Source organism: Pseudonocardia sp. TMWB2A (assembly GCF_017312135.1).
The window spans coordinates 2,297,335-2,314,762 of record NZ_QKQY01000001.1; the positions used below are offsets into that span (position 1 = coordinate 2,297,335).

The window sequence follows — 17,428 nt, forward strand, 5'->3', positions numbered from 1 at the left end:
TAGGGTCGGCAAGAGGTTCACATGAACATGAAGCGCGTGTCCCCCAATCAAGCGGCGGGACCGCCGGTTTTGATCCCGACTATCCCCCTTTTCCAACCGGAAACATATTTATGCATTTAAAAGAACTGAAAAAGAAAACCCCCGCGGAACTCGTCGAAATGGCCGAGGAATTGGGGGTCGAAGGCGCATCGACCTTGCGCAAACAGGATTTGATGTTCGCAATCTTGAAGGAACTTTCCGAAGATGGCGAACAGATTATGGGCCTTGGCACGATTGAAGTGCTACAGGACGGCTTCGGCTTCCTGCGCTCGCCCGAAGCAAACTATCTTGCCGGTCCCGACGATATTTATGTGTCGCCCAACCAGGTCCGCAAATATGGCCTGCGCACCGGTGATACGGTCGAAGGCGAAATTCGCGGGCCCAAGGATGGCGAACGCTATTTCGCGCTGACCAAGCTTACCGCGGTCAATTTCGATGACCCGGACGCCGTGCGTCACCGCGTCAATTTCGATAATTTGACGCCGCTTTATCCCGACAGCAAGCTGGTGCTTGATACGGTCGATCCGACGCAGAAGGACAAGTCCGCGCGCGTTATCGACCTTGTCTCGCCGCAGGGCAAAGGCCAGCGCGCGCTGATCGTTGCGCCGCCGCGCACGGGTAAGACCGTTTTGCTGCAAAATATCGCGCGCGCAATCACCGAAAACCATCCCGAAGTGTTCCTCATGGTCCTCCTCATCGACGAGCGTCCGGAAGAAGTTACCGACATGCAGCGGTCGGTGAATGGCGAAGTGATCAGCTCGACCTTTGACGAGCCGGCCAGCCGCCACGTGCAGGTTGCCGAAATGGTCATCGAAAAGGCCAAGCGTCTGGTCGAACATAAAAAGGATGTGGTCATCCTGCTCGATTCCATCACCCGCCTTGGCCGCGCTTACAACACGGTTGTTCCTTCTTCGGGCAAGGTGTTGACCGGCGGTGTCGATGCGAACGCGCTGCAACGCCCCAAACGTTTCTTTGGTGCGGCGCGTAATATCGAAGAAGGCGGCTCGCTCTCCATCATCGCGACCGCGCTCATCGATACCGGTAGCCGCATGGATGAAGTCATCTTTGAAGAATTTAAAGGCACGGGTAACTCGGAAATTGTCCTCGACCGCAAGGTTGCGGACAAGCGCATCTTCCCCGCGCTCGATGTCGGCAAGTCCGGCACGCGCAAGGAAGAATTGCTGGTCGAAAAGGACAAGCTGTCGAAAATGTGGGTGCTGCGTCGTATCCTCATGCAGATGGGCACCGTCGATGCGATGGAATTCCTGCTCGACAAGATGAAGGACAGCAAGACCAACGAAGATTTCTTCGACGCGATGAACCAATAAGGCATCGCCCGGGTGAACCAGCCTCCTCCGGTCCGTGCGGTGATTACCGGCGGGCCGGGGGCGGGCAAATCGACCTTGCTGGAAGCCGCCGCGCAGGCCGGTTTCACAATCTTCCCAGAAGTCGCGCGTCCTATATTGCAAGCCCCCGGCGGGATGGCCTTGCGTGCGCACAAGCCCGCCGCTTTTGCGCGGGCGATGCTCGATGCACAGCGCGCGACATGGGCGGCTTCGGTAACAATGGACGGCCCTGTCCTGTTTGACCGCGGCTTTGCCGATATTGCGGGCTTTTTGCGCGTTGAAGGCCTCGCCGTGCCGCCTGCGCTAGATCATATCTGTCGCACTTACCGCTATTCCGGCCCGATTTTCCGCGCGCCGCCCTGGGCTGCGATTTATGCGGGCGATGCCGAACGTATCCAGAGTTGGGACGAAGCGATCGCTAGCGACGCGGCCATTTCCAAAGCCTGGCAATCCTATGGCTATAGGCTCGTCGATCTACCCTTGGCGCCGGTCGCCGAAAGGCTGGAATTTATGCGCGAACGGCTCTTGCGTCGGGAACCATAAGCCGCGAAAAGTCTTGTCCCGATGAAAGTGTGTGCGGCGATAAACGCCCCCGCATCGACCCAAGGAGTTTTTGTGTGATCGAACAATGGTTAGCGCTAGCGGCAGGGGCCGCTTCCGCCGCGCCCAGTTTTGGCAGTCCTGCCGAAATCTGGCAGCATATCGTCAATGATTTTGCCAATATTACCGAACCGTCCAATTTCTGGACGTTTCTGACCGTCATCGGGCTCGATCTGCTGCTGGCAGCGGACAATGCGATTATCGTCGGCGCGCTGGCGGCGGGGCTTCCGGCCGAACAGCGCCGCAAGGTCATCATCCTGGGTGTCGTTGCCGCGCTCATATTGCGCATCATCTTCGCGCTGATCGCGGTGCAGTTGATGAATATTGTCGGCCTTATCTTTGTGGGCGGCTTGCTGCTCTTGTGGGTGGGTTGGAAAATGTGGCGCGAAATGCGCGACCAGCATGGCGAATCGCCCGGCTCGCCGGAAATTGAAGGCGACGAAGATTCCGGCCTCAAACCCGCCAAAAGCTTCTGGGCTGCCGCATGGGCCGTGGGCGTTGCCGACGTGTCGATGAGCCTTGATAATGTGCTTGCGGTGGCAGGCGCGGCCAAGGACCATCCGGGTATTATGATTGTGGGTCTGGTCTTTGCCGTGGCGCTGATGGGCGTTGCCGCAAACTTCCTCGCGCGCCTCATCGAACGTTATAAGTGGGTCGGCTATGTCGGTCTGCTCCTCGTTCTCTATGTTGCAATAAAGATGATGCATCAGGGCTGGGTCGACCCGGCCATCGGGCTCGGAACTTTATTCAGCTAAGCCTTTACGAGGATATTTATGACGCAAGCAGCCCCCAGCCGTCCGGCCATGATTTTGACGACCAGATTCTTGGTGCCCAGAATTTTGCTCACCGGCGCGGCAGGGGCTGCTTTCACCTTGCTGGGGGCGTGTCAGACGGTCGCGGCGGATGCCAGCGCACCGCCAGCTTCTCCTCCGCAAGCCACATCGCCGCAAACGGGGCCTCAGGCAACCTCCCCTGTCGGCGCGCAGCCGCAGGTTGAACCCGGTTTCACCTATGTCTATCCCGACATGGTGATGGACCGTAATCCGGGGCTGACCGGCATCATGGATGCGCGGCGCGCGACCGCCAAAGCCGCTTATGACAAGCTGATGGCGACTTATGACAATAAAGCGGGCGGCCCGCCTGCGTCCGAACTTATCAGTGCGATGCGCTGGGTGGCGGACAGCGAAACGGCGGGGCTGACCGTGATGCTCGGCGATGGCGCAAGCTATGAAGGTGGCGCGCACGGGATGAATTGGACCGACAGCCTGATCTGGGACCGCAAGGCGGGCAAGGTCGTGGGTTTTGCCGACCTCTTCACCGATGCCGCGCGCGCCAAAGCGGCCTTGCTTCCCGCTTATTGTAACGCGCTCGATAGGGAGCGGCTGGACAAGCGCGGTGAGCCGACCGCCAAAAGCGAAATTTTCGGTAATTGTCCCGACCCGTTTGAAAACGAGGTCTATCCGACCGGCGTGGTCAATGGCCGCTACACGCAAATCGGCTTCTCGCTCGCGCCCTATACGGCGGGGCCTTATGCCGAGGGGCAATATAATTTCAACATACCGCTCGATGCGGCGCTACAGGCGCTGGTGAAACCCAGCTATCGCGCGCTGTTCGTCGCCAAATAGCAACGGCCTGCCGTCAATCTAAACGAATCGCTGAGAGACAGGACGCGTTCGCGCGCGCAAGGCTGACCCCAATCGACTATTATCGAGTCGTTCGGGGTCAAATGCGATGACACAGATTCACGGAACTCAGGCCGCCAATGGCTGCCACGCCCATAATGCCAAATGCCATGACAATAGTGGCAAGCATAATGGCCACCACAAGGCGCTGGAGGAGCTGCAACAGCTTATCGCGACCCAACTCGCCGCGCAGACGCAGCAGGTGCTGGCCGAGCTCAATAGCCGGTTGAGCGAGCCGCAACCCCCCGAACCCGACCGCAGCCCCGCCAAGCTTGAAAAGCTTATCTTGGACGCCAAACATACGCGCGGCGTCGATCAGGGGCAGGCGCTGCGCGAACTGGACCAGCTTACCGGCGGACAGGCCGCGACGAATGCGCTGATGCGGTCGATTGTTTAAGAGCTAGCGATGCGCGCCGATGCGGCGGGCGTGAGACAGGGATATGGGCCATAATAAGCCCCGCAATTTTAACCTCCTCGCTTGTTTTTGTTCCTTGTTCGTTCTAACATCATCCGATGACGATGATTCCTCGAAAATCCGGCGCGCCCGTTAGTCCTGCCGATATTTGCGCGATGGAGGATGGCTGTTTTGCCGACTCGCTGGTGGCAGCGGACGTGGCGCGCGGGGTCGGGCGACTATTCTACCGTCATGGCCTCACCATGATGTGCGAAGTGCCGCTCCCCAATGGCCGCCGCGCCGATCTGGTCGCGATGGACGCGCGCGGGGAAATTGTGATTGTCGAAATTAAAGTTTCGCGCGCTGACCTGCTCGGCGACATGAAATGGCCCGATTATCTCGATTATTGCGACCGTTTTTTCTGGGCGCTGCCAGCGGGGTTCGACCATAGCCCGCTAGAGGCCGCCCCCTATTTGCCGGACCGCAGCGGCATCATCATCGCCGACCGCTATGATGCAGAAATATTGCGTCCTGCCGCCACCCACAGCCTCGCCCCCGCCCGGCGCAAGGCCGAAACGCTGCGGCTGGCAAGACTAGCCATGCAACGCGCAATGGTCGCACAAGACACAGAATTGCGCGCGCTGCCAATGGGGTGAGGAGCGGATAGGCCAAGCGACACGCCACTCCCCTCCCGCGTGCGGAAGGGGCTGGGGGTGGGTCCGGGTTAGGTTAGGCGGTCCCTATTTTATCGACGGCCCCATCACAGGGCGCGCAGGTGCCGCCTTGGGTGCGCTCAAAGCCTGCAGGATCATCGCCGCGCGCGGGTCGCGTTTGGCCTGGTCGCGGGCGGAAAGGCCCGTCACCGTATCGCCCTGATCGGGATTGGCCCCGCGCGCGACGAGCAGGCGCACGGTCGGCAGATCGCGGTTCAGCACCGCGCGGATGAGCGGGGTCACGCCTTGCCCGTCGCCCTTATTCACATTCGCGCCCTTGTCGAGCAGCAGCGCAATACCGTCGGCATAGCGCAACTGCGTCGCGATCAGCAGAGGCGTAATCCCCTGATTATCCTCGGCATCAACCCGCCCGCCCTTGCTCAGGATGAAGTTCATCCATGTAAGGTCGCGCCGTTCGGTCACGATATGGATGGCGGTGCGGCCATTGCTGACATCGCGCGTGTTGATGATATTGCCCGGCACATTGAGCATGGCGGTGACCGCATCGCCATCGCGCTTTTTGACCGCATCAAGGAATTTATAACCGTCCACCGCCTGCGCCTGCACCATAGCAGGGGCGGCAAGGCTTATCGCGGCAAAGGACAGCGCCATCAGGCGGAAAAAAGAAAAGGGACGGTGCGACATAGTCTATGGTTTTTCCGAATAAGGATAAAAATGCTCCGGCGGCGTAAAAGCCCGTGCGCCTTATGCGCGCAGCCGCACACCGCCAGTTGATTTTGTACAGATAGCAGGTCATGGCTGGCATCACCATGAACAAATTCGCCCTCCTCCCCGCCCTTGCCGCGCTCGCCCTTGTGAGTGCGTGCAACCCCGCCCCTGTTGCCAAAGGCGAACCGCCACTTGCGGGCGCGCGGCTGGGCGCACCGCTCAATCTGGTCAATCAGGACGGCCAGCGCGTCACCGACGCCGACTTTGCGGGCAAATACCGCCTTGTTTATTTCGGCTACACTTATTGCCCGGATGTATGCCCCGTCGATATGCAGCATCTGCTCAACGGCTATCAGCAATTTGCCAAGGCGCATCCGGAATTGGGTGCGAAGGTGCAGCCCATCTTCATCACGGTGGACCCCGCGCGCGATACGCCCGAAAAGGTCAAAGCCTTTATCCGCCAGTTTGACGACAAGATGGTCGGCTTGACCGGCACCGAAGAAGAAATTGCCGCCGCGGCCAAAGGCTATGCGGTTGTCTATAACAAGGTCGAAGGCTCTGCGCCCGACGCTTACCTCATGTCGCATACCCAGCTTGCCTATCTCATGGGGCCGGACGGCAAGCCCATCGCGCTGGTGCCGACCGATGCGATCAACACCCCCGAAAATGAAGGCGACCCCGCCAAGGTCAAGGCATTGCTGGAACAATGGGTGGTGTGACCCCCTTTTGGGAGCGCCCGATTGAGACATTGGACAAGGCTGAATGGGAGGCCTTGTGCGATGGCTGCGGCAAATGCTGCCTCCACAAGATTGAGGAGGAATGGACCGGGCATATTTACCCGACCAATGTGGCTTGCCATATGCTCGACCGGCAGACAGCCAAGTGCATGGATTATCCCAACCGCAAGCGCCATGTGCCTGATTGCCTGCAACTGACGCCGCGAAAATTGCTCGAAATTGAATGGCTCCCCATGACCTGCGCCTATCGCCTGCGCGCCGAAGGCTTGCCGTTGCCGGAATGGCATTATCTGGTGTCAGGCGACCCCGAAGCCGTTCATAAAGCTGGACAGTCGGTGCGCGGATGGACCATATCGGAAACAGATGCCGGCCCTTTGGAAAACCATCTTGTCGAGCGCGAGGTCTGAGCGGCTGATTGCGCCGCCCGCCGACCCAAATCGCGCGCATGTGACGCTTGGCGGGGAAAGCTGGCCGGTCAAACTGCTCCCTCATGCACGCGCACGGCGCTTGACGATGCGCTTTGACCGGATGAAGGGCGAGATCCGCCTGTCGCTCCCCTTACGCTATGATCGCACCAAAGCATTGCTGTGGGTCGAAGGCCAGCATCGCTGGCTCGCCACCCAAATCGGCACAATGGACGCGATTGTCGCGGTGCGCGATGGCGCGGAGTTGCTCTATCAGGGCGAATTGGTGCGCGTGGCATGGGAAGCAGGCGGGCCGCGCCGTGTGACCTTGGCCGATGGGTTGCTCCATGTCGGCGGACCGCAAGAGACGGTCCCGCGCCGCATCGAGCGCTGGATGAAGGCCGAAGCCTTGGCGTTGCTCGGCGATGAAACGCTGGAATATGCAGGGATTGCCGGATTGAAAGCGGGGCGCGTCTCGGTCGCCGACCCCAAAAGCCGCTGGGCAAGCTGCGCGTCGGATGGCAGCATCCGCTATAATTGGCGCCTCGTCATGGCCCCCGATTTCGTCCGTCGCGCAACCGTCGCGCATGAAGTCGCGCATCTACGCCATATGCACCACGGCCCCGAATTTCACGCGCTGGTCGATGCCATATTCGAAGGCAGCGCAAGAAAAGCCCGCCGCTGGCTCAAGGCCGAAGGGCATAAGCTGCATCAGTACAGGTTTGATTGAGGGGGGCGCCCTACAGCCCCTCCTCCTTTAGGGGAGGGGCCTACGCAGCCTTATGCCCCGGAGCGAAGCGAAGCGGAATTAGACGAAGTGGGGTGGGGCCTGTCAGTATAACGCACAGCTAACCAACGGATCCCCCCTACGCCTAAGGATTTTCAGTTTCGCTTCAAATTCTTAGGGTCAGTACCTTTATTCCGTTCGTCCTGAGTGCCGCCCGTGAGGGCGGTGTATCGAAGGACAGTGTACACACGGCCCGTACGATAAAATATTCTGACATTGTGCCCCACCATCACCCTTCGATACGGCTCTAACGAGCCTACTCAGGGCGAACGGTAGGGAAAAGGGTGAAGTAGGGTATCGAGCAAAGTTTGCGACGGCGCACCTTATGCCTTACTCCACAAACACCCCGTCATTGCCGCGCGGGGGTGGGGCTTTGCTTTGGGGGGCTTTGGGGGGCGGCGCGTTGGGCGGGAAGGGGCGGTCGTTGCGGTCGCGGTCCCACTCTCTCCCCCGGTCCCTGTCGCGTTCGTTGCTGCCCGTGCCGGAGCCTGCGCCGGAACCGCTGCCGCTATCACCATTGCCGCGCCTGCCGGTCACGCCGTCAATCCAATCCTGATTGATTTCGGGCCGGTCCGGACGGTCGGGGCGGGTTGCAGGGGGCGGGCCGTCAGGATTGGCGGCATTGTCGATGCCCGGCACTTCGGGTTCGATCTGGATCGGCATCCCGTTTTCATCGACAAATTGCCCTTCGCCCGGCGCGCCGAATTCCTGTCCCGGCTCTTCGGCCTCCAACTGCCATTCGGGTAGGGTGACCTGCGTATCAAATTGTTCGACCGGCCGTTTGGCGACCGCGACGCGCATATAATCGGCAAAGGCTTTGGCGGGCGCTTTGCCGCCCTGTAGATAATTGCCGACCGCCTTGCTGTCATCGCGGCCCATCCATACGGCGGTGGTGATGCCGCTGGAAAAGCCGACGAACCACCCATCCTTATTGCTGCTCGTCGTGCCGGTCTTGCCCGCCACCGGACGCCCGATCTGCGCCGCGCGGCCGGTGCCGGTGTTGACCGCGGTTTGCATAAGGTCGGTAATCCCCGCCGCGACCCACGGGTCGATGAGCTGTGCGCCTTTTTCGGGCGTGTGGTTATAGAGTAATTTGCCGTCCGCCGTGGTCACTTTGGTGATGCCATAGGGCGTTACCGCCGCGCCCTTGGCGCTAACCCCGGCAAAGGCGCGCGCCATGTCGATCACGCGCACTTCGGAGGTACCGAGCACCATCGACGGGTGGGTGTTGATCGGCGTCGTAATGCCGAAACGCTTGGCCATATTGGCAACGCTCGCATAGCCGACTTCTTCGCCAAGCTGCGCGGCCACCGTGTTCAAACTATAGGCAAAGGCGGTGCGCAGCGACACATCGCCCGAAAAACGCCCGCTGCTGTTACGCGGGCTCCAGCCCTTGATCGTGACCGGCTTGTCTTCGACCATGTCATTGACCTTATAGCCCGCCTCCAGCGCGGCCATATAGACGAATACTTTCCACGCCGAGCCGGGCTGGCGCACCGCTTTGGTCGCGCGGTTATAGTTGGAGGTCACATAATCGGTGCCACCGACCATCGCCAAAACCGCACCGTCGCGATCGAGGCTGACCAGTGCGCCCTGCACCCCGCGCGGCGCATTGGCCTTGACCGATGCGGTCGCCGACCGTTGCAAGGCGGGGTCGAGCGTGGTCCATACGTCGAGCGGTTCAGCAGTCTCGTCAATCAGCACATCTAGCTGCGGCAGTGCCCAGTCGGTGAAATAGCGCGCGCTGGTCTGGGCGGGTTCGGGCGCAAGTTCGACCGCGACCGGATTGGCGGCGACCGCCTGCCCCGGCGTGATCGCACCGGCATCCTGCATCACTTGCAGCACCACCTTGGCGCGGTCGACCGCAGCTTCGGCGTCGGCGGTCGGCGAATAGCGCGACGGGGCTTTGACAAGCCCTGCAATAATCGCGGCTTCCGACAGCGACAGCGAGGTTGCGCTATGGTTGAAAAACCGGCGCGAGGCCGCGTCAATGCCGTAGCTGCCGCCGCCAAAATAGACTTTGTTCAAATAAAGTTCGAGGATCTGGTCCTTGCTGAACTTGCGCTCCATCGCGAGCGCCAGCACCGCTTCACGCATCTTGCGGGAATAAGTGTAGCTGTTGGTCAGGAAGATATTGCGCGCAAGCTGCTGGGTGATGGTCGATGCACCCTGCATCCGCCGTCCGGTGCCGCGATTTTGCACCGCCACCCAGGTCGAGCGCGCCATGCCGACCGGATCGACGCCCAAATGGCTGTAAAAGCGCCGGTCTTCGACCGCGACCATCGCATTGGTCATGATCTGCGGAATTTCTTCTTTTTTGAGCCAGCGGCCATAGGTCGGCCCCAATGTCATCAGGATGCTGCCATCGGCGGCGTGGACACGGATGGTCTGGCCGTTGGGCGATTGTTTCAGCTCTTCGAAACTCGGCAGCGACTGCATCGCAATCCAGACCGAGGTGGCGAGCGCGACAAAGCCGATAAAACCGATGGTAAGGCCGGTCCACATAAGCCGCTTGAACCACACCCAATAGCGACTTTTGGGTTTGGAATCAGCAAGTTGGGGAGAAGGTTTCTTGCGGCGCGCCATAGCTGGGACCAAGGCTTAAAGCCTCTCCCCCATGCCGACAAGTTTTATATTGGTGCAAATGCGGTGGACAGGGCGTGCAGACGCGCGTGTTTCAAGCTTTTCCGCCGCTTTCCGGTTCGAAATCAAGGCTGAGGCTGTTGGTGCAATAGCGCAATCCGGTCGGCTGCGGTCCGTCTGGAAAGACATGGCCCAAATGGCCGTCGCAGGTAGCACAGCGTATCTCGATGCGCGTCATGCCGTGGCTGGTGTCGCGGATTTCGGTAATCGCGGCGGGATCAATCGCGGCATAGAAACTCGGCCAGCCCGACCCGCTTTCATATTTGGTGTCGCTCTTGAACAAGGGCGTCCCGCACCCGCGACAGCGGTAAAGGCCGGGGCGTTTTTCGTCATTATAAGCGCCGGTAAACGCCCGCTCGGTGCCATGTTCGCGCAGCACATGATATTCATCCGGCGTGAGTTTTTCGCGCCATTCTGCGTCGGTGAGGTTGGAGTCGGGGTTGGTTTTGTCGGTCATAGGCTGCCTGCTTTCAATCGCTGCACTGCCTCGTCCTTGCCGATAAGCGGCAGGAGCGCGGCCATGTCGGGGCCATGTTCCATGCCGGTAAGCGCGAGGCGTAACGGAAGGAATAACGCTTTGCCCTTGCGCTCCGTTCCTTGCTTCAACGCATTGGTGAGCGCGTGCCAAGGGTCGCTCGCCCAATCCATCGCGGCGGCCGCGTCAGCGGCTTGGCCGAGGAACGCCTTATCCTCTGCCTCCAAGGAAGGCACAGCGACCGGCCCTTTGACCACCGCCCACCAATCCGCCACATCGGCAAGCTTGGTGATATTGGGGCCAATCGCCGCCCAAGCCACCGCATCAATCCCGGCGGGGAGCCGGTCTTTGACCATCGCATAATCGCTATGATGGAGGATTTTCTGGTTGAGTGTTGCGAGTTCCGCTTCGTCAAAACGGGCGGGCGCGCGCCCGAAACGGCTGAAATCAAAGCCTTCAATCAGCGGGGCAATCTCGGTCGCCGGAATCACCGGATCGCTAGTGCCGATACGCGCAAGGAGCGCCTTGACCGCCATCGGCTCAATCCCTTCCTCGCGGAAATGGGCAACGCCAAGCGAGCCCAGCCGCTTCGACAATTTGCCCTCGCTCCCCGTGAGCAAGGCTTCATGCGCGAAATGCGGGGGCTGCGCCCCAAGAGCGGTAAACATCTGGATTTGCGCGGCCGTATTCGACACATGATCTTCGCCGCGCACCACATGGGTGATGCCCATGTCGATATCGTCAATCACGCTCGGCAGCATATAAAGCCAGCTACCATCGGCGCGGCGGATGACCGGATCGGACATGGTTTTGGCGTCAAACTGCACCTCGCCGCGCACAAGGTCGGTCCAGAGGATTGGCGTGTCATGGTCGAGCTTGAAACGCCAATGCGGACGCAGGCCTGCGGTTTCCTTGGCGGCGCGCTCTTCATCGCTAAGGTCCAGCGCAGTGCGTTCGTAAATCGGCGGAAGACCGCGCCCTTGCAATACCTTGCGGCGCAATTCCAACTCGTCGGGCGTTTCATAGCAAGGATAGACCAAGCCCTGACCGCGCAATTCTTCAAAGCGGCGTTCATAAAGGTCAAAGCGCGCGGACTGGCGTTCTTCGCCGTCCCAGATCAGCCCCAGCCAAGTGAGATCGGCCTTGATGCCGTCGACATATTCTTGCTTGGAACGCTCGCCATCGGTGTCGTCGATACGCAGCAGGAATTTCCCGCCCTGCTTTTGCGCGAACATCCAATTGTGGAGCGCGGTGCGGATATTGCCGACATGGAGCATACCGGTCGGGGACGGAGCGAAACGGGTGATAATGGTCATGGCCTCGCGCCATGCCGCAAATTACGCGCACTGGAAAGAGGGTTGCTTTTATATGGCAAGATTGCCTGAGGCGTTGCGTTAAGCACCCTGATGTCGAAATTGTAATTTCACACCAATTTCGGTATAATTAGCGGAGCGGCTCCATTTTTCCCGTGAGAGGCTTTGACTTACGCTGTCAGCTTGAGCGCAAGAGTGTTTTTCCTGTGCACACTGATGGGATCGACTCGGCCAAAATTCGTTCGAAATCAGGGCCTGCCTCACCCCCTCCTCGGGTCATTGTCTGTCGGAGGGCAATGCGCTGCCCGTCCACAACGAGGTGATCTGAATATACTTGGATCGTCGAACCCGGTGCAAAAACCGGCAAATAAACCTTGTCACTGGACACAAAGACCAGACAGCCCCGCTGCACATCATAAGAGCCGACAAACTGCGCTGACAATGCTGCGGTATTCGTTGATGACGCGCGCGCAATATAGACCTTGCGAGGCGCTTCCGTGCCGCTTCCAGCTTCCGACCGCTCCTCCTCTTGAGAAGTCTGGGAGCTGTTGCCTGTTGGCACGCATCCAGAAGAAGTCGCGGACAGGGCAAGCATCATGCCCGACCAACAGAGAAAACGCTGATTCATGGTTGCGCAGGCTGGGTCATAATTGTGAGGAGTTGTTGATCGTCAACATAGTCAATTGGCATCCTCTCCTTTTGGTACGCAACGCGCACAATCCAAAGCTTATCCATTAAAACGGGCCGCAATATTGGAAGTTCCCAGATCAACCGACAGTCGATCCAAAGCTTGATCCATTTTTGCGTGGAATGCGCGATTTGCGATGGAATTTCTGAGCTAAATCGCCTCCAATCTGGAAGATGTTACATCTATTGTAGTTCGAAAATGCCAGTGCTGGAATTCGGTACATTCGGTTAAAGGTGCGTAAACCTCTAAACGCGTGCTACGATATCCCCTCTTTCCTAAAGCGCGAGCTTCTGAAACGCTCCCAGTCTGGCTCGATCTTGGCCGGAGATAGGCTGACAATGAAAAGCGAAGGAAAAGACGGGGCGGACCGCTTTACCCCGTGCGAAAAGCATTGGTGATGGGATAACGTCGGTCACGTCCGAAATTGCGCTTGCCCAATTTCACCCCCGGCGGGGCTTGGCGGCGCTTATATTCGGCGATGTTGAGGAGGCGTTCGATGCGCGCGACGGTTGCGCGGTCAAAGCCTTCCTCGCCTTCATGTTCGGCCACCATATCATCGACCGATTTTTCCTGTTCGACCAATCCTAAGAGGATCGGGTCCAGCACCTCATAAGGCGGCAGGCTGTCCGAATCCTTCTGGTCGGGGCGCAGTTCCGCGCTCGGCGGTTTGGTAATGATGCTTTCGGGCATCACCGGCCCGTCGGGACCAAGGCCGGTGCGCGGTTTGTTGGCATTGCGCCATTTCGACACAGCGAACACGGTGGTCTTATACGCATCCTTGAGCGGATTATAACCGCCCGCCATATCGCCATAAATGGTCGCATAGCCAACCGACATTTCGCTCTTATTGCCGGTGGTGAGCAGCATATGGCCGAACTTGTTGGACAGCGCCATCAAGGTCACGCCGCGAATGCGCGACTGGATATTTTCTTCGGTTATATCGACCTGTTTGTCGGCAAAACTGTCGGACAGCATTTCGTCAAAGGCTTGGACAGCGGGCGCAATCGGGATGACGTCATGGCGGCATCCGATCATCTCCGCGCTCACTTCCGCGTCCGATTTGCTCAAATCGCTGGTATAGCGCGAGGGCAGCATCACCGCCCATACACGTTCCGGCCCCAGTGCATCGGCGGCAATCGCGGCGCAAATCGCGCTGTCGATCCCGCCTGACAGGCCCAGCACCACGCCCGGAAAGCCGTTAGTATCGACATAATCGCGCAGGCCCACCATCATCGCCATATAGGTATCGGCGGGATGCGGTTCGAGCGTTTCAAGCGCGCCGGCTTCGCAGACCCAGCCGTCATCCGTGCGGTGCCACTGGGTGACGCGCTCTTCTTCGACCCAATCGGCCAGTTGGTGCGCCATCGACCCGTCCGCGTTCAGCACGAAGGATGCGCCATCGAACACCAGTTCATCCTGTCCGCCGACGCGGTTCAAATAAGCGAGCGGCAGGCCGGTTTCCTCGACACGGTGGAGCGCCACGCCTTCATGGCGCAGATCATCCTTGTCGATTTCATAGGGGCTGCCATTGGGCGACAGCAGGATTTCGGCGCCCTTCTCCTTGAGATGCGCGGTGACGGTCGGAAACCATATATCCTCGCAAATCGGGATGCCCAAGGCGACACCTTTGAACAGGATGGGTTCGGGCAAAGGCCCGCTCGCAAAATAGCGTTTTTCGTCGAATGTGCCGTAATTGGGCAGTTCATGCTTGGCGCGCACGGCTTGAATCTTGCCTTCCGAGAGCAAGGCCACTGCGTTGAACAATTGGCCCACTTCGTCGCGATAGACGGTGCCGACCAGCATAGCGGGTCCACCATCGGCGGTGGCCTCTGCCAGCCTGTCCAACTCCTCGGCCGCGCGCGTGGCAAGCGCGGGCTTTTGATAAAGATCCTCCGCCGGATAGCCGACCAATTGCATTTCGGGATAGACGATAAGGTCGGCATCCCGGTGGCGCGCACGCACCTCCAGCATTTGCGCAGCATTGGCGGGAAGGTCGCCGACCCGCTGGTTAAGCTGGGCGAGGACGATAGTGAGGCGGTCTGTCGGGGGCGTGGTCATCCTTTCTGTTTAGGGTGCGGGCGGCTGATTTCAACCGAAGATCAGCGCGCCAAGAAAGCGCCCCGGAATAAGCGCCGCCCGAACAAGTGCCGCCACCGTCACCTTAAAGCGACGGCACAAATGTTCCTGTTTTGCGCGACAATATGACATTTTTACGGGATGCAGGATGGCTATGATGTGGAAAATCCTGGGGACGGGTCTTTTCCTTCGCGCAATATCTGCCTAAAGGGGCCGCATATTCGCGCCAGCAAGGGAGCCCAGGGCAATGAAGTTGATGACCGGCAACAGCAATCTTCCGCTCGCAAAGGCCGTCGCGCAATATCTCGACATCCCGCTGACCGATGCCAGCGTGCGCCGCTTTGCCGACGAAGAAGTGTTCGTCGAAATCCACGAAAATGTGCGCGGCGAAGATGTGTTCGTGCTGCAATCGACCAGCTATCCGGCGAATGATAATCTGATGGAATTGCTGATCTGTATCGACGCGCTGCGCCGTGCGTCGGCCAAGCGGATTACCGCGGTTCTCCCTTATTTCGGCTATGCGCGGCAAGACCGTAAGCCCGGCCCGCGCACGCCGATTTCGGCCAAGCTGGTCGCCAATCTCATCACCGAAGCGGGCGCGGATCGCGTGCTGTCGGTGGACCTCCACGCTGGCCAGATTCAGGGCTTTTTTGACATTCCGACCGACAATTTGTTCGCTGCGCCCGTGATGGCCGCGGACATTCTCGCGCGCTTTGGCGGCAAGAATATCATGGTCGTGTCGCCCGATGTCGGCGGCGTGGTGCGCGCGCGCGCGCTCGCCAAGCGACTCGATAATGCGCAACTCGCCATCGTCGATAAACGCCGCGAACGCGCGGGCGAATCTGAAGTGATGAACATTATTGGCGACGTTGAAGGCCGCTTCTGTATCCTGATCGACGATATTGTCGATTCGGCTGGCACCTTGTGCAACGCGGCTGCCGCATTGAAAGCGGGCGGCGCGGAAGATGTGGTGGCTTATTGCACCCACGGCGTTTTGTCCGGCGGCGCGGTCGCGCGCGTTGAAGGGTCGCAGCTTAAGGAACTGGTCATCACCGATTCCATCGGCACCACCGACGACCTTAGCGCCAGCACCCGCATCCGCCACCTCACCATCGCGCCGCTGCTCGGCGAAGCCATCAAGCGCATCGCCGACGAAACATCGGTATCGAGCCTGTTTGATTGAACAATATTAGCAGGTAATGGAATTTCCTTTCCTGTTAACGGAAGGCGTTTTCTATCTTCGTCATACCCGCGAAAGCGGGTATCCATCTCCGGACATGGACGTAGCCGCTAGGTCAGGGGATGGATGCCCGATCAAGTCGGGCATGACGCATTTTCATGACGCATTTTTAAGATTAGCAGCCCAGCTTCAATTGGCCTTGGGCTTTGCCGCGCTTTCTTCCGCATCATGATAGCCGCCCGGCACCAGCCGCTGCGATATCCACCAGAAATTGCCGTGCGCGTCGCGGATGCCGCCTTGGCGGTCCTGATAGGGCATATCCTGCACCGGCATGATTTCCTGTGCGCCCGCCGCAATCGCACGCGCCATCGCGGCTTTGGCGTCGGGGACATAGAGATAGTAGGAGGCGGGCATGGCGGGATAACCGCGCCCCGCTTCGCTCACCATGATGGTGCAATTGCCCAGGCGGATCTGCGCATTGGCAATCTTGCCATCTTCGCGCAACGCCCGCCCGATTTCGGTGCCGCCCAGTCCTGCCACCAGAAAATGGCAGAAATGTTCGGCCGATTCGACGAAAATATAGGGGGTGACGGTCGCAAATCCGGGCGGGGTGTACATGGATATGTCCTCACGCTTGGTTGGGGCAGCATCGCCATGATAGCCCGCGCCAAACCGTTGGGATACAGGCAATTTACGGCTGTATTTATTTCACCGTCACCCCGTCGCGGATGCGGGTAAAGCCCGGTAACAGCGCGTCAAAACGCGCGGCAGGCACTTCGCCCACAAGCCGGACGGTATAGCCGTCGGGGTGGAATTGTATCCATTGCACGATGCGCTTGCCCTGCTGTTCGGCCATGACCTCGCTGGTCGGCACTTTGGCCCCTGTGACCATGCGCTTCGACAGGATTTTTGCCGAAGCCAGCGCTTCCGCTGCCTTGAGCGATTGTTCGGAAAAAAGGAGCTGCTCCTTGGGCGGCACGGCGCGTTCGGCAATTGCCCGCGCAACGACCATTGTCGCTGCGTCATCCGAAGGCTGGCCGTCCGCGCTGTCGGTGAGCAATACGCCCGATCCACCAAAGCTGCGCCAAGGCTTCAGCCCGCCTCTATCTGCGAGCGTGAAGGGCAGCGCGCCCATTATATCGCCCTCGCTCAACGCTCCGCGTATCTGGAGGCCCTTGATAAGCGCACAGGCATCGCCGCTCTTATCGTCGGGCATTTGCGCGCTGATGAGCGCGGTAAAATCGGACGCATGGAACAGCACCATACATTTGGGGAAAGTGCGCCCCGCCGCGGTCTGGGTCGCGCGCACTTCAATCGCTTTGACCTTGGCATTGCCTTCCGCAAGCTCGAAGTTGCGCCGCGCGACTTGCTTGATGCCCTCCGCCGCCATATCCTCGGCCGCGACAAAATCTTCCAGCGCAACCGAGCGCGCTTCGGCGGGCATTTCGATAATCATCACCGACCTTTTGGTCGCCTCGTCGACAAAGCCTTGAAATCCGGTCGCAGGCTTGGACCCGGCAAAAGGCACCATGCCGACGCGCGACCCTTCGGGAAAGACGACCGCGCTTTCTTGTACGGTGGCCGGGGCGCTCACACTCCATGCGCACGCCGCTGCCAAAATCGCGCCCAAGCCAATCTGCTTCATACCGTCTGCTCCTTCATGAGCGGCGGGACGAAGCAGG

At 59.6% G+C, this 17,428-nt stretch carries 18 protein-coding genes; 10 read left to right on the plus strand and 8 right to left on the minus strand.

All coding sequences use genetic code 11. The annotated features are described in order from the left end of the window. The first annotated feature begins 110 nt into the window (after positions 1-110). From rho to DMP17_RS10640, 6 genes are all read left to right on the plus strand, one after another. On the plus strand, positions 111-1,367 hold the full coding sequence (rho, locus tag DMP17_RS10615) for a transcription termination factor Rho (protein WP_337829054.1): 1,257 nt from the start codon (positions 111-113) through the stop codon (positions 1,365-1,367). Between the two features lie 39 nt (positions 1,368-1,406). Further along, entirely contained in the window at positions 1,407-1,928 is a 522-nt protein-coding gene (locus DMP17_RS10620) for an AAA family ATPase (protein ID WP_337829055.1), read from the plus strand. A gap of 74 nt (positions 1,929-2,002) precedes the next feature. Then, entirely contained in the window at positions 2,003-2,740 is a 738-nt protein-coding gene (locus DMP17_RS10625) for a TerC family protein (protein ID WP_337829056.1), read from the plus strand. Between the two features lie 18 nt (positions 2,741-2,758). Next, positions 2,759-3,610 carry a hypothetical protein gene (locus tag DMP17_RS10630; RefSeq protein WP_337829057.1) on the plus strand — a complete coding sequence of 284 codons (852 nt, stop codon included), beginning with the start codon at positions 2,759-2,761 and terminating at the stop codon, positions 3,608-3,610. A gap of 106 nt (positions 3,611-3,716) precedes the next feature. After that, positions 3,717-4,064 carry a hypothetical protein gene (locus tag DMP17_RS10635; RefSeq protein WP_337829058.1) on the plus strand — a complete coding sequence of 116 codons (348 nt, stop codon included), beginning with the start codon at positions 3,717-3,719 and terminating at the stop codon, positions 4,062-4,064. 116 nt (positions 4,065-4,180) lie between these two features. After that, positions 4,181-4,717 (plus strand): MmcB family DNA repair protein, encoded by a 537-nt coding sequence (locus DMP17_RS10640; protein WP_337829059.1) that lies wholly within the window; start codon positions 4,181-4,183, stop codon positions 4,715-4,717. Between the two features lie 84 nt (positions 4,718-4,801). Here the strand turns inward: DMP17_RS10640 and DMP17_RS10645 are convergent, their stop codons facing one another. Continuing rightward, positions 4,802-5,386 carry an ankyrin repeat domain-containing protein gene (locus DMP17_RS10645; RefSeq protein WP_337829060.1) on the minus strand — a complete coding sequence of 195 codons (585 nt, stop codon included), beginning with the start codon at positions 5,384-5,386 and terminating at the stop codon, positions 4,802-4,804. Between the two features lie 143 nt (positions 5,387-5,529). On the opposite strand from DMP17_RS10645, the gene DMP17_RS10650 reads away from it, so the two are divergent. From DMP17_RS10650 to DMP17_RS10660, 3 genes are read left to right on the plus strand one after another with little or no spacing between them, the layout of a single operon-like run. Beyond that, positions 5,530-6,162: an SCO family protein gene (locus tag DMP17_RS10650; protein WP_337829061.1), complete on the plus strand. Its 633-nt coding sequence runs from the start codon at positions 5,530-5,532 to the stop codon at positions 6,160-6,162. After that, the gene (locus tag DMP17_RS10655; protein ID WP_337829062.1) at positions 6,159-6,587 is read left to right on the plus strand and encodes a YcgN family cysteine cluster protein; all 429 of its coding nucleotides are present in this window, start codon (positions 6,159-6,161) and stop codon (positions 6,585-6,587) included. The genes DMP17_RS10650 and DMP17_RS10655 overlap by 4 nt, the downstream gene beginning before the upstream one ends. Beyond that, positions 6,544-7,314, plus strand: coding sequence for a M48 family metallopeptidase (locus DMP17_RS10660; protein ID WP_337829063.1), 771 nt, complete (start codon positions 6,544-6,546; stop codon positions 7,312-7,314). The genes DMP17_RS10655 and DMP17_RS10660 overlap by 44 nt, the downstream gene beginning before the upstream one ends. Before the next feature lie 387 nt (positions 7,315-7,701). Here the strand turns inward: DMP17_RS10660 and DMP17_RS10665 are convergent, their stop codons facing one another. The 5 genes from DMP17_RS10665 to DMP17_RS10685 form a co-directional block, all read right to left on the minus strand. Next, positions 7,702-9,957, minus strand: coding sequence for a transglycosylase domain-containing protein (locus tag DMP17_RS10665; protein WP_337829064.1), 2,256 nt, complete (start codon positions 9,955-9,957; stop codon positions 7,702-7,704). A 91-nt stretch (positions 9,958-10,048) separates the two neighbouring features. Beyond that, positions 10,049-10,471 (minus strand): peptide-methionine (R)-S-oxide reductase MsrB, encoded by a 423-nt coding sequence (msrB, locus tag DMP17_RS10670; RefSeq protein WP_337829065.1) that lies wholly within the window; start codon positions 10,469-10,471, stop codon positions 10,049-10,051. Further along, positions 10,468-11,805, minus strand: coding sequence for a glutamate--tRNA ligase (gene gltX, locus DMP17_RS10675; RefSeq protein WP_337829066.1), 1,338 nt, complete (start codon positions 11,803-11,805; stop codon positions 10,468-10,470). The genes msrB and gltX overlap by 4 nt, the downstream gene beginning before the upstream one ends. A gap of 175 nt (positions 11,806-11,980) precedes the next feature. After that, entirely contained in the window at positions 11,981-12,430 is a 450-nt protein-coding gene (locus tag DMP17_RS10680; protein WP_337829067.1) for a hypothetical protein, read from the minus strand. Positions 12,431-12,862: 432 nt separating this feature from the next. After that, entirely contained in the window at positions 12,863-14,548 is a 1,686-nt protein-coding gene (locus tag DMP17_RS10685; RefSeq protein ID WP_337829068.1) for an NAD+ synthase, read from the minus strand. Between the two features lie 265 nt (positions 14,549-14,813). On the opposite strand from DMP17_RS10685, the gene DMP17_RS10690 reads away from it, so the two are divergent. Next, positions 14,814-15,749, plus strand: coding sequence for a ribose-phosphate pyrophosphokinase (locus tag DMP17_RS10690; RefSeq protein ID WP_337829069.1), 936 nt, complete (start codon positions 14,814-14,816; stop codon positions 15,747-15,749). Between the two features lie 186 nt (positions 15,750-15,935). Here the strand turns inward: DMP17_RS10690 and DMP17_RS10695 are convergent, their stop codons facing one another. Both DMP17_RS10695 and DMP17_RS10700 read right to left on the minus strand, forming a co-directional pair. Further along, a complete protein-coding gene (locus DMP17_RS10695) occupies positions 15,936-16,364 on the minus strand; it encodes a VOC family protein (RefSeq protein WP_337829070.1) in 429 nt (142 codons plus the stop codon). 85 nt (positions 16,365-16,449) lie between these two features. Next, entirely contained in the window at positions 16,450-17,391 is a 942-nt protein-coding gene (locus DMP17_RS10700; protein ID WP_337829071.1) for a hypothetical protein, read from the minus strand. Positions 17,392-17,428: the final 37 nt, after the last annotated feature.